Source organism: Sorangium sp. So ce176 (assembly GCF_051519835.1).
GTDB lineage: Bacteria > Myxococcota_A > Polyangia > Polyangiales > Polyangiaceae > Sorangium > Sorangium cellulosum_G.
Genome location: NZ_CP150371.1, coordinates 3,256,640 through 3,277,090, shown reverse-complemented (window position 1 = coordinate 3,277,090; position 20,451 = coordinate 3,256,640). Strand labels below are relative to the sequence as shown.

The following is a 20,451-nucleotide window of genomic DNA, read 5'->3' as shown; positions in this document are numbered from 1 at the left end:
AACTGCGAGTCTCCTCCTCGTCACTCGACGTCAGGAAGCTGCTCTCGCAGACGTTGCATGTTCGCCCATGGCAGGATGTCACCTTCTCGACAGGGAGATTATCCATCTATGTATTACCAGATACCCAGAGCAGGGTTCGCTGCCTGGATCATCGTATCAGCGATCGCGGGCAGCGCGCTCATCGCGTGCGGCGACGACGGCGAGCAGGCATCGGGCTCGGCGACCACAGGGACCGGCGGAGACGGCGGCGGCGGCGGAGACGGCGGCGGCGGCGGTGACGGCGGCGGCGGCGGGGACGGCGGCGGCGGCGGAGACGGCGGCGGCGGGGACGCGAGCGGCACCGGGGGCGCGGGGGGCGCCACGGGGTCGGGGGGCGCCACGGGGACAGGCGGGGAAGATCCGTATACGTGGCTGGAGGACGCCACCTCCGAGGAGTCGCTCGAGTGGGTGAGGGAGACAAACCAGGCGACGCTCGACGCCCTCGCCGAGGGTGAGCCGTTCACCTCGCTCTATGACGATCACTACCGCGAGCGGACCAAGGAGCCGCCGCTCCGGTGCATCCCCGAGCCGGACGGCTTCGTCTACCAGTTCAAGCAGGACGCGACGAACCCGCGCGGGGTGTGGCGCCGGACGCCGTCGAAGGCCTGCCTGGCCGGCGAGCCCGCGTGGGACGTGCTGCTCGACGTCGACCATGTCGCGGCCGCGGAGGACGAGGACTGGGTCTACGCGGGAGCGGACTGCTATTACAACGACACCGACATGTGCCTGATCTCGCTCTCACGGGGCGGCAAGGACGCCACCGTGATCCGCGAGTTCGACAAGACAACGAAGGCGTTCGTCGCGGGCGGCTTCAGCCTCCCCGAGGCGAAGTCCTATGTCGCGTGGAGCGACGAGGATACCCTGCTCATCGCGCACGGCGCCGACGAGGACTCGCTCACGACCTCGGGCTACCCGCGGCGGGTGAAGATCTGGCGCCGGGGCACCCCGCTCTCCGAGGCGAAGCTCGTCTTCGAGTCGGGGAAGGAGACAGTCCTCTCCGCCGGCGGGAGCGTCCACGACGTGGACGGGTCGAGCCTCATGATCATCACGAGCTACGTCGACTTCTATCACGCGGACAACTACGTGCTGGGGAGCGACGATGTGCCGGTGAAGATCGAGGTGCCCCAGGACGCCACGCTCTGGGATCTCTTCCAGGGCAAGCTGCTGATCCGGCTCGCCTCGGACTGGACCGTCCCCGGCACGACGCTGAAGTCCGGCTCGCTGGCGTCCGTCGCGCCGGACGACGCCGAGGCGACAGCGGAGCTCGTGTACGCGCCCGACGAGCGGAGCGCGTTCGTCGGGCTCGCGAAATCGAGGGAAGGCATCCTCGTCACCCAGCTCCACGACGTCGCCTCCGAGATCCTCTCGTTCACGTACGCGGAGGGCGCGTGGACCTCGAAGCCGATCCCGATCCCGCCGCTCGGGACCGCCGAGGTCACCGCGGATCCGCGCATGGATGACGCGTATGTCACGTTCCGGAGCTTCCTTCAGCCCACCACGGTGTACCAGGTGAGGCCCGAGGGCGACTCGTACGACGTGACGGAGCTCAGCGCGTCGCCCGCGCTGTTCGACGCGTCGCCGTTCGAGGTCTCGCAGGACACAGCGACGAGCAAGGACGGCACCAAGGTGCCGTATTTCATCGTCAAGCCCAGGGCGGCGGCGGCCGACGGCAAGAACCCCACGCTGCTCTACGGCTATGGCGGGTTCGAGTACGCGCTGTCGCCCTTCTACCTGGGGCTCACGGGCAAGCACTGGCTCGAGAAGGGCGGCGTCTACGTGGTCGCCAACATCCGGGGCGGCGGGGAGTTCGGGCCGGCGTGGCACCAGGCCGCGCTCCTCGAGAACAAGCAGCGGTCGTACGACGACTTCATCGCCATCGCCGAGGACCTCATCGAGAAGGGCGTCACCTCCCCCGCGCACCTGGCGATCCAGGGCGGGAGCAACGGCGGCCTCCTTGTCGGCGCCGTCGCGATGCAGCGGCCCGATCTCTTCGGCGCCGTCTCGTGCCAGGTCCCGCTGCTCGACATGCTGCGCTATCACGAGATCGGCGCAGGGGCGAGCTGGATGGGCGAGTACGGCGACCCCGAAGATCCCGAGATGGCCGAGATCATCCGGGCCTACTCGCCGTACCACAACATCGAGGCCGGCGTGGCGTACCCGCCGATCCTGTTCACGACGACCACCACCGACGATCGGGTCCACCCCGCGCACGCGCGCAAGATGGCCGCGCGCCTGAAGGAGATGAACATCCCCTTCTATTTCTACGAGGGTGAGAAGGGCGGACACGCAGGCTCGGCCGATCCCGAGACCTATTCGTTCCTCCAGGCGCTGGACACGACGTACCTCTACCGCGTCTTCGAGAGCCAGTAGCGAAGCGCCCTCCTGACGCCTCGAGCGTGGCGCTCGAGGCGTCAGGAAGGGCCGAACAGGACGTGGAGCGCCGCGGGGCCGCGGAACGCGAACCCCGCGATCTCCGGCGCCGGCGCGTCCGGGTCGAGGCGCAGGTCCGGGAGCCGATCGAAGATCGCGTTGAGCCCGACGCGCATCTCGAGGCGCGCGAGGTGCAGTCCGAGGCACTGGTGCGGGCCGGTGCCGAACGCGAGGTGCGGCTGCGGCGGCCTGTCGAGGCGGAAGGCGTCGGCCGCCTCGTAGCGGGCCTCGTCGCGGCCGGCCGAGCCCGTGACGACGTGGAGGACCGCGCCGCCGGGGATCGGGCACCCCGCGATCTCGGCGTCTCGCGTGGCCACGCGGGAGACAAGGGTGACGCTCGTCTCCCAGCGCAGCGTCTCCTCGACGACGGCGGGGACCAGCGACCGATCGGCGACCACCTGCGCCATCAGGGCCGGGCGGGCGAGCAGCGCGGCGAGCGCGTTGCCCAGCGCCCGGAACGTCGTCTCCGCGCCGGCGGGCAGCAGCAGGAGGAGCAGGCCGTAGATCTTCTCCTCGGTGAGGCGCTGGCCGTCGATCTCGGCGGACAGGAGCTCGCTGATGAGATCGCCCGCGGGCTCGCGCCGTCGGGCCTCGATGATGCGGGCGAGGTAGCGCCGCATCGCCTGCGACGAGGCGAGTCCCCGCGGCGGGTTCAGCGGGCCCTGGACGACGTCCTCGGACCAGCGCGCGAACTGCTCCTGATCCCGGAGCGGCACGCCGACGATGCCGCAGATGACCTGAACAGGGTACTTGAGGACGACATCGCGCATGAGCTCGGCGCGCCCGGCGGGCGCGATGCCGTCGAGGAGCGCGTGAAGGGTGGGCCGCACCAGCGCGTCGTCCCACCGCTCGAGAACGGAGGCGCGGAACGCGTGCGCCACCAGGTTGCGGTACTGGCGGTGCTCCTTGCCGTCCATGCCCAGCATGAACTCGCCCATGTACTTGCCGACGACCTCGTTGTTGATCGCGCTCGAGAACGTCTCGGCGTCGCGCAGCACCCGCTCGGCGTCCTCGTACCGGGAGACGAGGAACGTGGGCGCGGGGTTGATCGACGAGGCGTCGAAGCGCTGGACCGGGACCTCCGCCCTGGCCCTCGCCCACTGCGCATGCGGCTGAGTCACGGAGAAGTCGAGGATGGAGAGAGGCTCGCTGTCGTCCATCGCGAGACGCTATCGAGGCGTTGGCGGCGGATCAACGGGCGGCGGCCGCGCGGAATTGCCTCGTCACGATCGCGCGGGTCATGGCGAGGAGGTTGCCGCGCGTGAAGCGGAACCAGAAGCCGGCGTAACAGCCGTTCGTGCGGAAGCCGGGGTTGACAGCGGCGTAGCGCTTCGCGGCCGGACGGTCGAAGTAGCGCGGCGTATAGCGGCGCAGCGTGTCCTCGGTCATGAAGATGTTGACGAAGAAGAGGCCCGTCTCCTCGTCGACGCGGAAGTCGCTCTCGCTGGCGAGCTGGAGGAACGCCGCGCGCACCGCCTCGTCCTCCTCCGCGCCCCGGCGCCCCGGGTCGAAGATCCGGTAGTGCGCGAGCGCCTCGGTGATCGCGACGAACCCGAACGGGCGGGTCGGTGAAGTCGCTCCGCCGGAGGACCTCGACGCGGACGGAGGGGCGGAGCGGGGAGAGGCGGAGAAGGACATTCAGCATGTCGGCGCCGCTCATCGCTCCTCCAGCTTGGTCCCCGCCAGGAAGGCTTCCGCGAGGCGCGACCCGGCGGTGCGCGCCTTCCATGTCTCGGCCTGGTACAGGTTGGCGCCGCGCAGGTCGGCCCCCTCGAGGTCGGCGCCGTCGAAGGCGGCGCGCATCAGGTTGGCCTGCCGCAGGCGCGCGCCGCGGAGCCGCGCCTTGCGGAAGCGGCCGTCGACAAGGTCGGCGCCGTCGAAGGTGGCCTCGTCGACCGTCGCCCGGGTGAAGCTCGCCTCCCGGAGCGCCGCGCCCGAGAAGACGGCCCCGGTGAGGTCGGCGCCCTCCCACACGGAGCCCGGGCCGCTCGCGCGGCGGAACGAGCCGCTCCGGAGCACCACGTCGTCGGCGCGGAGGTCGGCGATCGAGGCCCCGTCGAAGGTGACGCGCGTTCCCGTCGCACCGTAAATTTTCACGTCGTCCAGCGTCGCGTCGCGGAAGCTCGCCCCGTCGAGGGCGGCCTGCATCATCTCGGCGCCGGTGAGGTCCGCGCGGTCGAAGCAGGCCCCCGTGAGCGTGGCCCCGGCGAAGCTGGCGCCGGGCGCCCGGACCCCCTCGAACGCGGCGCCCTCGCAGCGCGCCGCCCCTGCCGCGGCGAGCTCGAGGACGGCGCCGGCGAGGCGCGCGGCCTTGAGGTTGGCGCCGGTGAGGTCGGCCCGGGTGAGGTCGGCGCCCTCGAAGCTGGCGCCCTCGCCGTCGGCCTCGGCGAGGACGGCCTCGACGAGCCGCGCGCCGTCCAGGCGGGCGCCCCGGAGGTTCGCCCGCTTCAGGAGGACGCCGCCAAGGTCGGCGCCGGCGAGGTCCGCGCCGGACAGGTCGACGCCGGTCAGGTCGACGCCGGCGAGCGGCTCGCCCAGGCGGAGGAGCTCGAGGATCGCGTCGCGTCCGGCAGGCGGCGGCGCCTCCACCGGAGCGCCGGGCGCTGCCTCGCCCGGCGGGGCGTCGCCTTCCCCCTGCGCTGCCGTCGCCGCCGGCTCCGCGGCGGCCTCCGCCGCGGCGGCCCCGGCGACCGCCGCTGTCGCGGCCGCGCCGCCCGCGACAGCGGCGCGCCGCCGCGCGCGCGCCTGGGCGAGCGCCTCGGCGATGCGCGCGTCGAGGGCCGAGTCGCCCTCCTCGGCCGTCGTGTCGTTCGCCGCCCCCTCCTCGCCCGCCGCCGGCGCCTCGGCCGCCTCGCGCGCCGCCAGCTCCGCGAAGAAGCGCGCCCGCGCGTCGCCCTTCGCCGTCGGCTCGCCCTTCGCGCCGCCCTTCGCGATCGGCTCGCTCAGGACGAACAGCGACGCGATCTCGGAGGCGTCCTCGTCGGCGACGTCGAGCAGGCCCCGCCAGACAAGCACGAGCCGGAGCGCGTCGGCGTCGAACCACACGGTGTCGAGCCGCATCGGCACCTCGGAGAACCCGCCGCCGGCCTTCTCCGTGGCCTGCTTGAACACGCGCACGCGCAGCTCGGGCAGCCGCCCGCGGACGACCTCCCCCTCCGGGCGCACGGACCAGAGCTCGAAGGCCTCGTCTCCCCGCGGATAGGCGATCTGCTGCTCGGCGGGGGCGGCGTTGAAGAACGTCCAGTCGAAGTCGTCGGGAAAGAACGGCCAGCGCGTCTTCCTCCAGCGTTCGCCGTAGGAGCCGATCTTCCTGAGTCGATCGCTCCATGTCGCCGCGATCGGCGCGAAGCACGCGGGAGACGGCCTGTCGCCCGACGAGCGGATCAACCTGTCCGGCTGCTCGAGCGACGGCAGCGCGCCGCCTGCCCGCGCGCCGTGCCCGGTCCCCACGGGGTTCGCGCCGTACCCGGCGCCGCCGAAGGCGCTCTCGAAGCGGAGCGGGATGCGGTCCCACGGCTCGGGCGCGGTGGGCGCGCCGAGCGCGTCCCAGCGGCGCGGGCCGATGGCCGCGACGGAGCGATCGAGCGCGTCGCCGAGGCGCAGCCGGACGAGCGCCGCGGCGTCGCCGGCGCTGTGCGCGTGCCCGACCAGGAGGACGTCGGCCTTCGGCTTGAAGATCGCGAAATCGGACGGGTAGCGGAGGCTCTTCTCGGGGTCGTCGTCGACGTGGACGTCGCCTCCGGGGAGCTCCTGGTCGGCCGCGATCGCCGCCGGCGCGCCTGGCACGAGGTCGAAGGTGCCCTTGACGACGACGGTGAGCGAGTCCCTCGGCGGCCGGGCTTGCCACGGGACGGTGAACGCGGCGAACGGGGTGAGGTTCAGGATCGGGACGTGCTCGGTGGTCCTCGCGGGCGGCGGCAGGTCGGGCGAGCCGGCGAGATCCTCGCTGGTCGGCTTCGACGGCTCCGGCTCCGGCAGCGGGAGCGTGGCCGTGGGCAGCGGGGCGCCGCCGTGCGCCGCGATGTGCGCGGCCATCGCGGGGAAGGCCTGCCGGAGGGCCTCGAGCGAGACCTCGGCCGGGGCCCGCGCGCCCTCGGCCTGCGCCGCGGTCCCCGGCGGCGCGAGCGGGAACGGCGCGTCCTCCTGGCGAGCGCCGCGCAGCACGTCCTGCAGGTTGAACTCGCGCGTGTCGACGAGCACCGCAGGCTGCCCGGGCGCCCGCGACGCCGGGGCGCCGGCCGCCTCCGCGGCGCCGGGCGTCGCTCTGGAGGGCGCGCCCGCGCCTCCCGGTGCCTCCGTCGGGCCGGGTCGCGCCCCGGCGGCCTCCAGGGCGGCGGCGCCGGGCGGCGCCGGGTCGAACGCCTGGAGCGCCTCGGCGAACGCCGCGGGATCGAGGGGGCGCGTCTGCGTCAGGTCGAGCGACGGGGGACCCGGCTCCGCGCCCGCGCCGCGCGCGGCCCACTCCTCGGCGCTCATGCCGCGGGCGGCCGACGGATCCGGCTCGGGGATCGGGAGCGACGGCCGCGCGGCGGCGGGCGGCCTCACGCCCTCCGGCAGCGGCGCCGTCGTCGCGCCCACCGGCGGCGCCGCCGCGGCGGCAGGCTCGGGCGCGGGCCACGCCACGCGCTCGCCGGGGGGCGCGAGCGTCACCAGGAGGGTGCCGCGCTCGACGATCTCCAGGGCGCGCTCGGCGACGGCCAGGGACGCGCGCCACGTCAGGGTGCACCGGAGCGCGTCGGCGTCGATCCAGAGCGTGTCGCAGCGGACGGTGAGCTCGACGCCGGCGGGGTCGACGAGGCGCGGCGCGCGGAGGAGCACGCGGGCCCTCAGCCCGGGCAGGCGAGAGCGCACCTGAGCGGCCGTGGGGTGGAGGCCTTCGAGCAGGATCCACTCGTCCCCTCGGAGGTAGGGTATCTGCTGGTCGCGCGGGGCCGCGTTGAAGTAGCCCCAGTCCATGGCGGTCGGGAGCTCTGGCACGGGCAGCAGGAGCTTCGCTGGATCCCACGCGCCGAGCGCGCGCCGCCGCTGCGGCCAGGCGCTCGAGAGGGGCCCGAAGCCCTCGGGGGTGTCCGGCGCGGCGGGGTTCAGGAGGCTCGGCAGCCGGAGGTCGGCGGGGTCGGTCCCCCTGCCGACGGGGTTCTCAGGGCAGCGGGCGCCGCCGAAGGCGAGCTCGTAGCGCACGGGCAGCCGGGAGAACGGGGCCGGCGCCGGCGCCTGGCCGGTCGCCGGATCGCGCTGCCGCTCGCCCACGACCTGGAGCCGCTTGTCGACCGTGGGCACCTGCCCTTGCGCGTCGAAGACCGCGAGGCGCACCCACCGGTGGCTCACGTGCTGGCCCAGCGGGGCGTACGCGCTGCCGGTGAGCAGGACGTCGGCGCGCGGTTTGTGCGGCACGGCGTCCGAGGCGACATAGAGGCTCCGGCCCGCGTTCTGCTCGTGGAAGACGTCGTGAAAGAGCGGCAGCGGCGCGGCCAGCGCGGCGACGTCGTCGGGCGCGAGCTGGAAGGTCGCCTTCACCGCGACGGTGACACACGGGCCGTTCGCCGTTCGCCAGAGCAACGTCGACGCTGCGAGGGGGCACAGGGAGATGAGCTGCATGGGCGGCGCGCCACCCTAGCCGAGGCTGGTTCCGTGATGGGAGAAGAATTTGAACCACAGAGGCACAGAGGGCACAGAGGGAGAGAGAAGAGAAAGAGAGACAGAGAAGGATCTACATATCCCTCTCTTCTCTCCCTCTGTGCCCTCTGTGCCTCTGTGGCTTATTCTCTCTTCTCTTCCTCTGTACCTCTGTGGTCTATTCTTTCGCTCTTCTCTTCCTCTGTGCCCTCTGTGCCTCTGTGGTTCATTCTCTCATGATCGAGAGAAGAACCCGGGCGACCCGGTGCGAGGTCCCTCGCCTTCACGCCACCGCGAAGCCGGCGCTCACCAGGTCCTCGGGCCGGGACGACGCGCCGATGTGGACGCGGAAATCCCCCGGCTCCACCACGCGGCGCCCCTCGGCGTCGAGCAGCGAGAGCTCCGAGGCGGGGACGTCGAAGCGCACCGTGCGCGCCTCGCCGGCGGCGAGGGTCAGGCGGCGGAACGCCTTGAGCTCCTTCAGCGCCCACGTGGACGAGGTCACGAGATCCTCGATGTAGAGCTGGACGATCTCGACGCCCTCGCGTCCGCCAGTGTTGGTGACCGTCACCTCGAAGGAGGCCGTGCCGTCCCGCGCCACGCTGGGCGTCAGGACCTTCAGGTCGGCGTACGCAAAGCGCGTGTAGCTCAGGCCGAAGCCGAAGGCGAACGCCGGCTCCTGCGTGAGGTCGGCGTAGCGGCTCCCGTGCTGGCCGCGGGCCTGGTTGTAGAACACAGGCTGCTGGCCCACGTGATAGGGAAACGAGATCGTCAGCTTGCCAGAAGGGTTGAGCTGCCCGAAGATCGCCTCGGCCACCGCCCGCCCGCCCATCATCCCCGGGTTGAACGCCTCGAAGAGGGCCGCCGCGCCGAGCACCGAGCGCGGCAGGACCAGCGGCTTGCTGTTGACGAGGACGACGACCGTGGGCACCCCCGTCCGGGCTATCGCGTCCGCCAGGGCCCGCTGCCCGCCCATCAGCTCGAGCGTCGCCGTGCTCTTCGTCTCGCCGATGAACTCGATCCGATCGCCGACGACGAGGACCACCACGTCCGCGCCCCGCGCCAGCTCGACCGCCGCCGCGATGCCCGACTCGTCCTCGCTGACCACCGAGCAGCCCGCGGCGTGGACCACCTCGCACCCCGCGGGCGCGAGCTCCCGTATCCCGTCCACGATCGTGACGATGCTCGAGCGCGGGTGCTGAGGACCGTTGCCGCCGCTCATCTGGCCCGACCCGAGCGACCAGTCCCCGAGCTGGGCGATCGGGTCGTCCGCGTTGGGGCCGATCACCGCGATCCGCCGGAGCGGCGCCGCGCCGGCCACGAGCGGCAAGAGGCCGTCGTTCTTGAGCAGCACCAGCGACGCCCGCGCCACCTCCAGGTTGAGATCCCGGTGGGCCGCGCACCCGATGACCTCCCTGATCCGCTGCTCGCTGCTGTACCCGGGGTCCTCGAAGAGCCCCAGCGAGAACTTGAGCGAGAGGACGCGCCGCACCACCGCGTCGATCTCCGGCTCGGCCAGGAGCCCGCGGCGCACCGCCTCCTGGGCCCCCTCGTGGAACTGCGGGGTCGCCATCATCAGATCGTTGCCGCTGCGGACCGCCACCGCGGCCGCCTCGGCCATGTCCTTGCAGACCTTCTGATCGAGCACCAGGTTGGCCACGTTGTTCCAGTCGGTCACGACGATGCCCTTGAAGCCCCACTCCTCCTTGAGCACCTCGGTGAGGAGCCAGCGGTTCGCGGTGGCCGGGATCCCGTCCATCGACTGATATCCCGTCATGAACGCCATGCAGCCGCTCTGCGCGGCCCGCTCGAAGGGCGGCAAGAAATACGAGCGCAGGTAACGGCGCGAGATGTTCGCCTCCGAGGCGTCGCGGCCACCCAGCGTCTCCGAATACCCCGCGTAATGCTTGGCCGTGGCCAGCACCGCGTCCGGATCGTCGAGGCCCTTGCCCTGATAGCCCTTGACCATCGCGCAGGCGAGCTCGCCGATCACGTAGGGATCCTCGCCGAAGGTCTCCCCCACCCTGCCCCAGCGAAGATCGCGCGTGAGGCACAGGACAGGAGAGAACGTCCACTTGAGCCCGGTCGCCCGCATCTCGATCGCGGTCACCCGCGCGACCCGCTCCAGCAGCCCCGGATCCCAGCTGCACGCCATGCCGAGCTGCGTGGGGAAGATCGTGGCGCCCGCCCAGAAGGAATGGCCGTGAATCCCGTCGTCGGCCATCAGCACCGGAATGCCGAGCCGCGTGCCCAGCGCGCGCCGTATCGCCGCGTCCGCGTCCTTGCCGTTGCAGTGCAGCAGACTGCCGACCTTCATGCGCCCGATCGCGTCCTCGAGATCTCCCTGGGCGTCGAGCTGCATGAGCTGCCCCACCTTCTCGTCCAGGGTCATCCGACTCAGGAGGTCTTCCACCCGCCTGTCCACGGGCTGCTTGGCATCTCTGTAGAGGGGAGCGTCGTTCATGAGTTCTCCTGAGCGGGGTGGGGCGCGCACGATAACAGGTCCGCGCCACGCGCGCTCGACTCCCCCTCACGCGGCCGCGAGCTTGATCGCCGCCTCGCGCATCATCGCCTCGGCCGCGGCGAGCTCGCTCCACCCGCGCCCCTCGGGGAACCCGCGGAGCGCGCGCGCCAGCGCGTCGTGGACCTCGCCGTACCGCCCCTCGCCCTCGAGCAGCCGCGCGAGGTGGAGCGACGCGCGCAGCTCGAGCGACCGCGCGCCCTGGCCCCGCGCGAGCTCGACCGCCTCGCGGTAGCTGCGCTCGGACGCGCGCTGGTCCCCCAGGCAGCGCAGGCAGTCGCCCTTCAGGCGGTGGAGCTCCGCGACGTAGCGGCGCTCCTGGACCACCCCCGCCGCGAGGAGGCACCGGTCGAGCCGCGCCAGCGCCGCGTCGAAGCGGCCGAGATCCATCTCCGACTCCGCGGCGAGCGAGCTCCAGCGCGGGTAGGGCTGCCCCATGCCGGCCGCGCTCATGTCCGCGAGCAGCCGATCCGCGCCCTCCACGTCCCGCTCGAGCCACGCCCGCAAGAGCCCGCCGAACGTCAGCCACTGCGTCAGCCCGAGGGGCTCCGCGAGCCCGAGGAGCCGCTGCGCCGCGCTCGCGATCGCGCCGCTGTCGCGCCGGCAGTGATGCACCATGGCCGCGTGGACGAGCTGCTGGCAGATCGTGCCCGCGTCCTGCAGCGCCAGGGCGGCCTCGTCGGCGCTCCTCAGGCACGCCGCCGAGCGCTCCAGGTACCCCTTCGACCAGAGGACCGCCCCGAGCGCGACCTGGGCGCCGACCGCGAGATCGACGCCGAACACGAGCGCCGACCCGCGGTGCTGCTCCGGGTCGTGCAGCGCGAGGGCCCGCTCCAGGGCGGCCTGCGCCTCGTCGAGCCGCGCGGCGATCAGGAGCGACCGCCCCAGCACCAGGTGCGCCGCCATCGCGTGCTGCGCGTCGCCGGCGCGCTCGCTGAGGGCCACGTACTGCTGCGCCAGCGCGTACGCCTGCTCGGCGTCGCCCCGCTTCCAGCGGTGGTTGACCCACGCCCACAGCATCGCGAGGGCGCGCGACCCGTCGCCGACGCGCTCGATGAGCTGCTGCGAGCGCCGCACCGCCGAGTCGACCTCCTCCGCGGCGAAGCTCCGGATCGACGCCACGGCGGCGATCGTGATCTGGTGGAGATCGAGCTCCGCATCAGCGCGCTCGCGCGGCTCCTCGAGGGCGTCCAGCCAGGAGATCGCCTCGAGCGCCGCCGCGATCGCCTCCGCGTTCATCGACCGGCGGAGCGCGGCGCGCGCCGCCGCCCGGCCGTAGGCGATCGCCTCCCGCTTCTGCTCCGCCATCGCGTGGTGCATCGCGAGGAGCCCCGGCCGCTCCGCGGCGATCTCGGGGAAGCGCGCCTCCAGCGCCCGCGCGATGCGCGCGTGCGCGCGCTGGCGCGCCCGCCTCGGCAGCGACTCGTACGCCGCGTCCCGGAGCAGGACGTGCCGGAAGACGTAGGTCGACTGCCGCGCCCGACGCCTCAGGAACAGGATGTCCGCGGCGACGAGCCTGTCGAGATCCTCCTGGACAGCGGCCTCGTCGAGCGCGCTGATCTCGACCAGCACCTTCGCGCTGAACTCGCGCCCCAGCGCCGAGGCGAGCTGCGCCGTCTCCCGCGCGCGCCCCAGCCGGTCCAGGCGCGCCGTGAGCGACGCCCGGAGCGGCGTCGGGATGGCCAGCGCGCACGGCGGGCGCTCGGGCAGCAGCGGCCCCCGCGCCGCGCGCTCGTCCACCGGGGCGCCCGACTCGATCGCCGCGCGCGCGAGCTCCTCGACGAAGAGCGGCACGCCCTCGGCCTGCTCGATCACCCGCTCGACGACCCGGGGCGGCAGCTCCTTCCCCGCGGCGATGCCGGCGATCATCGCCGCGACCTGGCCGCTCTCCAGGGCGCAGAGCTGGATCTGCAGCGTACCCGCCAGCGGCCACGGCGGTGAGAGCTCGGGCCGCGCCGTGAGCAGCACGCAGACGCGGGCCGCCGCCACCTCGGGCAGGAGCCGCGTCAGGAGCTCGAGCGTCGTCGGGTCCGCCCACTGGAGATCCTCGATCAGGAACAGCACCGGCCGCCGCTCCCCCATCTCGATCAGCAGCGAGACGAGCGCGCCCAGCGTCAGCTTCTTCCGGCGCTGCGGGGCCAGGTCGAGCGGCGCGGGGTCGTCCCCCGCCGGGGTCGAGAGCAGCGACGCGAGCAGCGGCATCGCGTCGCCCAGCCGGAAGCCGTACGCCGCGAGCAGCGCCCGCAGCTTGCCGGCCTTCTCCTCGGGCGTCTGGCGCTCGTCGATGTCGGCGAGCTGCTCGAGCGCCTCGATCACCGGCCGGAGCGCGCTGCTGCGGTTCTCGGCCGCGCAGCGGCACTCGATCCAGAAGTGCGGCTCCCCGCGGATCTCGCGGTAGAGCTCCGCCGCCAGGCGCGACTTGCCGATCCCCGGCGGCCCGGTGATGAGCACGCTCTGCCCGAGGCCCTCCCTGGCGCGGCGCCAGCGCTGCGAGAGCAGCGCGAGCTCGTGCGTCCGCCCGACCATCGGCAGCGCCGCGACGCGCGGCTCGATCGACGGGCGCTCGGCCGCGACGCGGTGGACCTCGACCTGCCCGGCGCCGCCGTCGAGCTGGCAGGCCCCCAGCGGCTCCGTCACGAACCGGTCGCGGAGCAGGCGGCGCGTGTCCCCGCTGAGGAGGACCGCCCCCGGCTGCGCGAGCCCGCTCAGGTGCGCGGCGACGCTCGCCGTCGTCCCCACGCAGGCCCCCGAGCCGCCGGCGCTCGCGTCGCCGCCCTCGGGGACGATCACGAGCCCCGTGTGCGCGCCGATCCTGACCCGCGGGCCGAGCCGCCGCCCGGCCTCGAGGAGGTGGCCCAGCTCGCCGATCCTCGCCGCGATCTCCAGCGCCGCGCGCGCCGCGCGCTCGGCGTCGTCCTCGCCCGCGACCGGGTGGCCGAAGCAGAGGAGCACCCGCTCGCCGAGCGCGCCGGCGACGGTCCCCTGGAAGCGCCGGGCGACCTCGAAGCATATCTCCTGCTGCGCGCGGAGCAGCTCGTCCCGCTCCTCGACGTCGCAGCGGCCCCGCTCGGGCGCCGACACCTGCAGCGAGCAGCACACCGCCGTGAGCAGCCGGCGCTGCCCCGATCCCTCGCCCTGGAGGTGCGGCGGCGAGGGCGGCGCGCGGCGGTCCCCGTGCGCGGCCGCCGCCGCCGCCGGCCCCGGGCGGGCCGCGTCGCCTGGCCCGGGCTCCGGCCCGGCGCGCAGCCCCCGCGGGAGGTCGCTCAGGTCGCACGCCTCGAGCTCCCTCAGCAGGCCCTCGGCGGTCACCTGGCGCGCCTCGACCTCCTTGGTGAGCGCGCGCGACAGGAGCCTGCCGACGGGGTGGCGGAGCAGCGCGGCGGGCACGGGGATCGGCTCGGGATCGAGCTGCATGGACACCACCTCGGCCACCCGCCGCCCGGAGAAGAGCGGCTGTCCCGTGATGCACTCCAGGAAGACGAGCCCCCACGCGAAGAGGTCGGCGCGCGGCGTCGCGACGCGCCCCTGGAGCTGCTCGGGCGCCGCGTACGCCGGGGTCCCCAGCAGCTCGTCGTCGCCCGTCAGGGTGAGCTCGCCCGCGGCCTCGACGTCCTCGGCGATCGCGCCGATCCCGAAGTCGAGCACGAGCGCGTTCCGCCGCGCCCCGGTGGGCATGATCATGATGTTGGACGGCTTCAGGTCCCGGTGCGTGATCCCCTGGGCGTGCGCGGCCGAGAGCGCGTCGAGCACCTGCAGCATGAGGTGGCGCGCCTCCCGCGGATCGAGCGCCCCCTCCTCGCGCAGGACGTCCTTGAGGTTCTTTCCCGGGACGAACTCGAACACCAGGTAGATCTGCCCATCGTCCGTGCGCCCGGAGTCGATGAGGCGGACGATGTTCGTGTGGTGCAGGCGCGCGCACAGCCGCATCTCCCGCTGGAAGCGCGCGGCGCGCTTCGGGGCCGCCCCCTCGCGGCCGCAGGGCTTCAGGACCTTGACCGCGACCAGCTGGCCCGTCGCGACCTGGCGCGCCTGGAACACGGCGCCGAACCCCCCGGCGCCGATCCTGGACAGGACCTCGTAGTCCCCCTGGAGGCGGGCGTCTCGGATCAACTTGTCCTCACCGCGGCTGCTCATGGCGCACTCCGGGTGGCTGGAGCTGGCGACGCTGCGCCGGCGCGCGCCTCGGCCTTCAGGCGACCATCCGGAAGCTCGAGAGCGGCATGCCGTACACCCGCTGCGACCCCTGCACGTCGAGCTCGGTGATCGCGAGATCGCGGCTCCCCACCTCGCCGCAGTAGTAGTGCATCACCGACCGGGGATCGTAGGCCGTGAGATCGATCGTCTGCGACGCGTCCTCCCTCGGGCAGACGGGCGGGGCGCCGCTCCGGATGTGCTCGTGGCGGAAGCCGAGGACGTGGCCCAGCTCGTGCCGGAGCACGCCGACGGGGTCGAACCCGAGCGAGGGAGAGAAATACGAAGGATCGATGAGGACCTGCCGCCTCGGGGCCGGCTCGTGCGGGAAGAAGGCAGCGGCGATGAACCGCCCGCCCGCGTTGAAGAGCCGCACCGGGAACACGACCTCTGCGGGGCGGCCGCCGCTCCCGTCGAGCTCGGCGACATGGCGGAACGAGACGCCGCACGTCGCTTCCCAGTCGCGCGTGGCCGCCAGCATGTTGGCGCGCGCCGTCGCGTACTCGCGCTCGTCCCGGAAGGTCGACCTGAGCACGCAATACGTGATCACGAACCCGGGAGGCCAGCGCACCAGCTTGCCGTCTTGCAGGATGCCGATCAGCCCCTCTCCCTCGGGGCCGGCGGGCACGTTCGGCGGCTCGACGTTGGCGGCGCGGGGCACGTAGTCGGCGAGCTGCCCCTCGTCCAGCAGGAGGTCGCCCTCCGCGACATACATGGGCTTCCCATCGAGCTCGAACGTCGGGAGCCTCGTCTTGAGCTCCTCGACCTTCTGTGCGGTGACCGGATCGGTGATGGCCATGGCGATGTCTCCTCGGCCAGAGGCGCCGTGGCCCCTGGGTGGTTGTTCAGGATCGGACCGCGTCGCGCCGCGGATCACCTCCTGGAGGTGCCCGGGCAATTCAAGGAAGAGCGCGCGGCTCAGCGGGTCGGCGCCCTCGGGCGCGGCGCCGCGGGCGAGCGCGTCGACGAGCAGATCCTCGCGCGAGCCGAGCGTGTCTCCCCGCACCAGGTAGTGCGTCCGGCCGTCGAGCTCGATGCGATAGCGCTCCTCGACGCGGCGGAAGGTCGCGGACCGGTCGACGAGCGCCAGCAGCTCCGGGTGCGCCTCGAGCAGCGGTGGCCGAGGGCCCTCCGGCCCTGTCGCTCCCCTGTCGACCTCTGCGCAGCGCGGCCTCATGGCAAAGACACCACAACTGTATTATTCCATCCACACAAGAACAGTCTCGGGTCGGACGCGAGGGCGTCAACCCGTAGCTCGTAGACGGCGGGGAACACGCCGGGCAGCGTCAGATCGGCCTCGAACAGCGGGCCGGCGCCGAGCGTCACCGGCTCTCCGGCGGGGCAGGACGCGAAGAACCGCACCTCGCCCGGCTGATCGAGCGCGAAGTACGCGCGCAGCCCGGCGGCCTTGAGCGCCGCCCCCGGCCGGGCGGCGCGCGGCACGATCGCCTCGGCGAACGACAGGCGGCCTTCCAGGCGCGACACGGTGAGCGAGCCCATGTGCTGCACGGACACCTGGACGGTGTCGCCGGGCTTCGCCTCGACCCGCGTGGGCCACACCAGGGAGGCGCCCCGCTGCCGCCGGCGGTCGAGGAACGCCGACTCCACTGTGTCGAGCAGGAAGCTCGAGAACTGCCGGGTCTCCGGGGGCAGCGAGGCGGGCAGCTCGCTCAGCTTCTTCCAGACCTTCTCGCGCAGCTCCTGATCGTGCTCGTCGAGCGGATCGTAGGCGGTCGGCGCGGTGCACAGGAAGTCGAACAGCGGCTCGACGCCGGGCGCGCGGAAGAGGACGGGCGCCGACCAGCTCGGCGGATAGGGCTTCTGCGCGAACATCTCCTCGCGCCCCGCCCGCACGGCCCGCTCGACGTCGCCCGGGCTCTGCTTGAGCAGACTGAGGACGAACGCCTGGAGGAAGCGCTCGGCGTCCGTCGTCTCCAGCCGGTGGCGCATCCCGATCGCGCACTGGACGCCGGACTCGCCGTGGATGAGCGCGTGCGCCACGCTCTGGCTGCCGCGCATCCACTGCGGGAGCCGCTCGCGCACCACGTCGCTCCCCGCCGTCAGGCAGCCCGCGAGCACAACGACCGGCACCGGGCGGTTCATGAACTCGCTCCGGATCTGGTCGGCGCGGATCGGGTTGGCGAACTCGCTGCCGTCGAGCTCGAACAGGAGGACGCCGATCGGGGGGAACCCCTCGAACGCGACGTCCTGCAGGTCGCCGTGGCCGAGGTAAACGAGGAGGTTATAGCTCGCGTTGCGCAGCTCGGCGCGGAGGGCGTCGTAGGTGACGGGCCCGCCCGCGCCGTCCTCGCTGGTCAGCACGGCGACCTCCACCACGTCGGCGAGCCCGCACGCGCCCGCGATCGCGAGGACGCGATCGCGCAGGGGCAGCGCGGGCGGCACGCACCCGCCGAGGTCCTTCGGGTTCGTGCGGACGATCAGCACGCGGAAGGGCCACCCCCAGCGCATCGTCCGCGGCGTGGCCGCCGCGCGGTGGCGCTTCTGCGTGTGGACGATCCCCCGCACCCAGGGGTGCAGCGCGAGCGGGTCGGCGCCGAGCTTGAGCAGCTCGAAGGGGACGTCGCTCAGGTGCGGGAGCACCGCCGGGTGCGTCCGGAAGACGATCCGGAAGGGCTGGGTCGCCGCGTTCACCGCCGTGCCCAGGTGGCCGCGGAGGTCGTTCTGGAGGAGCCAGCCGGTGACCAGATCGGCCATGGACTCGGTCATCTGCTCCGACCCGTAGCCGCTCCGCAGCTCGTCGAGCTCCGCGGGCGGGAGGCTCGGAAAGGGTCGATCCAGCTCGTCCTCGACCGGCGCGAGGTTGCGCGCGTGGACGCACAGCCGCAGGCGCGAGCCCCCGCCCGGCTCGATGTCCACCACGAACTCAGGGCTCCTCATGTCTCCTCGGACAGCGATTGCTCGAGCGCCTCGTCGAGGCCTGCCTGCCGCTGGCTCTCGCGCTCGATGAGCTCCTTGCCGGGGAACTCGAACCCGAGCGACGCGTAGCGCGCCTCCAGCGTCCTGGCCGCGTCGAGCAGATCGCGGGAGCACGAGAGATCGGCGGTCACCTGCGCTGGCGTGAGCGGCACGTCCCCGGCGGGGGTCTGCCCCGCGCCGGACGTCGGCCACGCGGGGGAGCGCCGCGAGTCGTCGTCGTACCGGGTGAACTGCCGGCCGAAGCGGTGCCGGAGGAACAGGACGACGGGCGTCATCAGGGGGCGCTGCGACGCGCTCATCATCGCGTCCTCCACGTCGAGCGCCGCCGCGAGCCGCTGGTAGAAAGCGCGCCAGAACTCGCGGGACACGCGGGGGTGCATGGGGCCGAGCTGCGCGGCGATCGTCGGGCAGCCGCCGCTGTCGTGGCAGAAGCGCGCGAAGGCGTGGTGCACGGTGGGCATGCCGCCGTGGCCGACGCGGGGGATCTCCGGCGGGGTGAGCGAGAGGATCGTGACGTTCGACCCGCGCAGCATGGCGGAGAGCTCCAGGGGCGAGAGCGTGTCCTCCTCGTCCCCCGAGAACTCGAGGAGGCCCTCGAGGCCGAGCGGCGCCGCGCCGTCGGCCACCACGTGGAGCACCTCGAAGCCCGCGCGGATCGCCGCGGCGAGCGCCTTGCGCGCGTCGTCCTCCTCGATCCAGGCGACCTCGATCCCGGGGCCGAGGTCCTCCAGCGCGTCGGCGAGCGCGGCGGGCGCGCCGCCTGTCGGGTCGACGACGGCGACGCGCAGCGGCTGGTCTGGCCGCAGCGGGAGCGGCGGCACGACCCTCCCCGGATCGCCCCGCACGAGCGAGAGGCAGGGCGGGCGGCGCTCGCCGAGGAAGAGGATCTCCCAGGGCAGGTCCTCGAGCTCGGGCGACCCGGGCGACCACCAGATGCGCAGCCGCTGGGGCGCGCGCGGCCGGAGCCGCAAGATGCCCCGGAGGCCGCGGGAGATCGACCCGGCGACGCGGCGCCGCAGCTCGAGCAGGGCCTCCTCGCCGCCGTAGAAGCTGCTCAGGTACTCGGCGTAGCTCAGCCAGTGGACGGCGATCTCCTCGTGGCCGATGAGCGGCAGCCCCGCCACCTCGGGCGGCGGCGGCGCGCCGCCCGGATCGGCCGCGCCGGGGTCGCCGAGCTCCAGGGAGGCGAGCGCGAGCTTCGTGTAGATCCACGCGTGGTAGCGCCGGCACACGCGGCCGCCGGTCGCCCGCGGCGGGGGCCTCCCCGCGGGGCAGAGCGGCGCGACGCGGACGAGGATCTCGTGGTACCGAGAGGGCGGCGCGGTCGATCCCGGGGTCATGCGCCGTCTCCGGTGAAGTCGACCGATCGCGCGAGCCGCGCGTAGCTCGACGCGCGCTGCGGGGACAGCGACGCCGCGCCCGCCAGCATCGGCGGCCGCGGGATCGCCGCGAAGAACTCCATCGCCCGCCGCTGGACGGCGCAGAGATCGGCCGGCGGCGGCTCCGAGGCGACAGCGAGCTGCGCCGCGACCGGCACGAGGCGGTAGGGGAAATAGGACGGCTTGTCCGGGGCCGGGCGGAGCGCCCCGCTCGCGAGGAAGCGCGCGAGCGGGGCCGCGCGCCGCACGTCGGCCGCGGCGTCCGGGTGGAGCTCGACGAGCGCGCGGCCGCCGAGCGCGTCGAGCTTCTTCTCCAGGAACGTCCCCGCGATCGCGCCGAGGTCGTCGAGGAACGGCGCGACCCACGCCGGCGCGCGCAGCGCCCGCCACTCCCGATCCAGCCTGTCGGCCGCCTCGTCGAGCGGCGCGACCCCGAGCCGCCGCAGGAGCGCGGCGAGCAGCGGGACGCGGACCATCGGGTGCGGGTGAGGATCGAGCCTGTCGAGCTCCCCTTGCTGGCTCCCGGGCGCGACGACGAGGAGGAACGACGCGAGCGCCAGCGCCAGGCCCGCGTTGCCGAGCAGGACGCCGATCGCGTCGGCGAGGATCTCCCGGGTCCAGCCGAACCAGATCGCCTGTCGCTCCGACGGGATCTTCCCGTCCGTGTCGAGGAGCAGCGCCCGCGCCAGCTCGCTCGAGAGCGCGAGATCCTGATCGACGTTGTGGCCTACCTCGTGGCAGAGCGCGGACAGGAGCCACGCGCACTCGGTCTGATCGGCCGGCAGGAGGACGATCGGGATGGGCAGCCGGAGATCGCGGTAGCTCCGGAGCGAGCTGCGGAGGACGCGCAGCGGGTTCTGGCGGCTCACGGCGACGGGCCCGTAGTGCGCCTCCAGGCAGACCAGCGGCGGCTCGCGCATCCCCTCGCGCGGGATGAGCCCCCAGTTGCGCGCCCGGTTCATGCACGTCTGGTAACAGTCGGCGGCCACGAGATCGGCCGCGTCGAGCGAGGGGGCGAGCGCCGGCTGCTCCCGCTGCGCGAGCGTCTGCGAGAAGACGCCCCACACCCCGTGCGCGCCCGCGATCTCGACGAGGAGCTTGCCGAAGCCGTCCGCGTAATCGGCGTCGGACAGATCTGCGCCGAGCTGCTCGATGATCCAGCGCTGGCGCTGGATCAGCTCGTCCATGAGGATCTTCAGCGCGAGCACCTGGCTCGCGTGGATCCCGAAGCCGCGCGCGTTCTCCGCGGCGGCCGCCTCGAACCGCTCGACGTCGCGCGGGAGTACGTCGATGCGGCGCTGGAGCTCGGCGGTCGCCCTTGCACGCAGCGTGGACACG

Annotated in this window: 10 protein-coding genes; 1 reads left to right on the top strand and 9 read right to left on the bottom strand. The window is 73.4% G+C overall.

What is annotated here, in order from left to right; translation table 11 throughout:
• Positions 1–108 precede the first annotated feature (108 nt).
• Positions 109–2,409 (top strand): prolyl oligopeptidase family serine peptidase, encoded by a 2,301-nt coding sequence (locus tag WMF42_RS12515; RefSeq protein ID WP_437692044.1) that lies wholly within the window; start codon positions 109–111, stop codon positions 2,407–2,409.
• Between the two features lie 41 nt (positions 2,410–2,450).
• Here the strand turns inward: WMF42_RS12515 and WMF42_RS12510 are convergent, their stop codons facing one another.
• The 9 genes from WMF42_RS12510 to WMF42_RS12470 form a co-directional block, all read right to left on the bottom strand.
• A complete protein-coding gene (locus WMF42_RS12510) occupies positions 2,451–3,629 on the bottom strand; it encodes a cytochrome P450 (RefSeq protein ID WP_437692042.1) in 1,179 nt (392 codons plus the stop codon).
• Between the two features lie 31 nt (positions 3,630–3,660).
• Positions 3,661–4,107, bottom strand: coding sequence for a hypothetical protein (locus tag WMF42_RS12505; RefSeq protein ID WP_437692040.1), 447 nt, complete (start codon positions 4,105–4,107; stop codon positions 3,661–3,663).
• An 18-nt stretch (positions 4,108–4,125) separates the two neighbouring features.
• Positions 4,126–8,067 (bottom strand): DUF2169 domain-containing protein, encoded by a 3,942-nt coding sequence (locus WMF42_RS12500; protein WP_437692038.1) that lies wholly within the window; start codon positions 8,065–8,067, stop codon positions 4,126–4,128.
• Between the two features lie 301 nt (positions 8,068–8,368).
• A complete protein-coding gene (locus WMF42_RS12495; RefSeq protein WP_437692036.1) occupies positions 8,369–10,549 on the bottom strand; it encodes a glycoside hydrolase family 3 N-terminal domain-containing protein in 2,181 nt (726 codons plus the stop codon).
• Between the two features lie 66 nt (positions 10,550–10,615).
• Positions 10,616–14,740 carry a TOMM system kinase/cyclase fusion protein gene (locus WMF42_RS12490; RefSeq protein ID WP_437692034.1) on the bottom strand — a complete coding sequence of 1,375 codons (4,125 nt, stop codon included), beginning with the start codon at positions 14,738–14,740 and terminating at the stop codon, positions 10,616–10,618.
• Positions 14,741–14,795: 55 nt separating this feature from the next.
• Positions 14,796–15,974 carry a hypothetical protein gene (locus WMF42_RS12485; RefSeq protein ID WP_437692032.1) on the bottom strand — a complete coding sequence of 393 codons (1,179 nt, stop codon included), beginning with the start codon at positions 15,972–15,974 and terminating at the stop codon, positions 14,796–14,798.
• Positions 15,971–17,695, bottom strand: coding sequence for a CHAT domain-containing protein (locus tag WMF42_RS12480; RefSeq protein WP_437692030.1), 1,725 nt, complete (start codon positions 17,693–17,695; stop codon positions 15,971–15,973). The genes WMF42_RS12485 and WMF42_RS12480 overlap by 4 nt, the downstream gene beginning before the upstream one ends.
• A complete protein-coding gene (locus WMF42_RS12475) occupies positions 17,692–19,074 on the bottom strand; it encodes a hypothetical protein (RefSeq protein ID WP_437692029.1) in 1,383 nt (460 codons plus the stop codon). The genes WMF42_RS12480 and WMF42_RS12475 overlap by 4 nt, the downstream gene beginning before the upstream one ends.
• Positions 19,071–20,450, bottom strand: a complete 1,380-nt coding sequence (locus tag WMF42_RS12470; protein WP_437692027.1) for a hypothetical protein — start codon at positions 20,448–20,450, stop codon at positions 19,071–19,073. Before WMF42_RS12470 ends, WMF42_RS12475 begins: the two co-directional genes overlap by 4 nt.
• Position 20,451 lies beyond the last annotated feature (1 nt).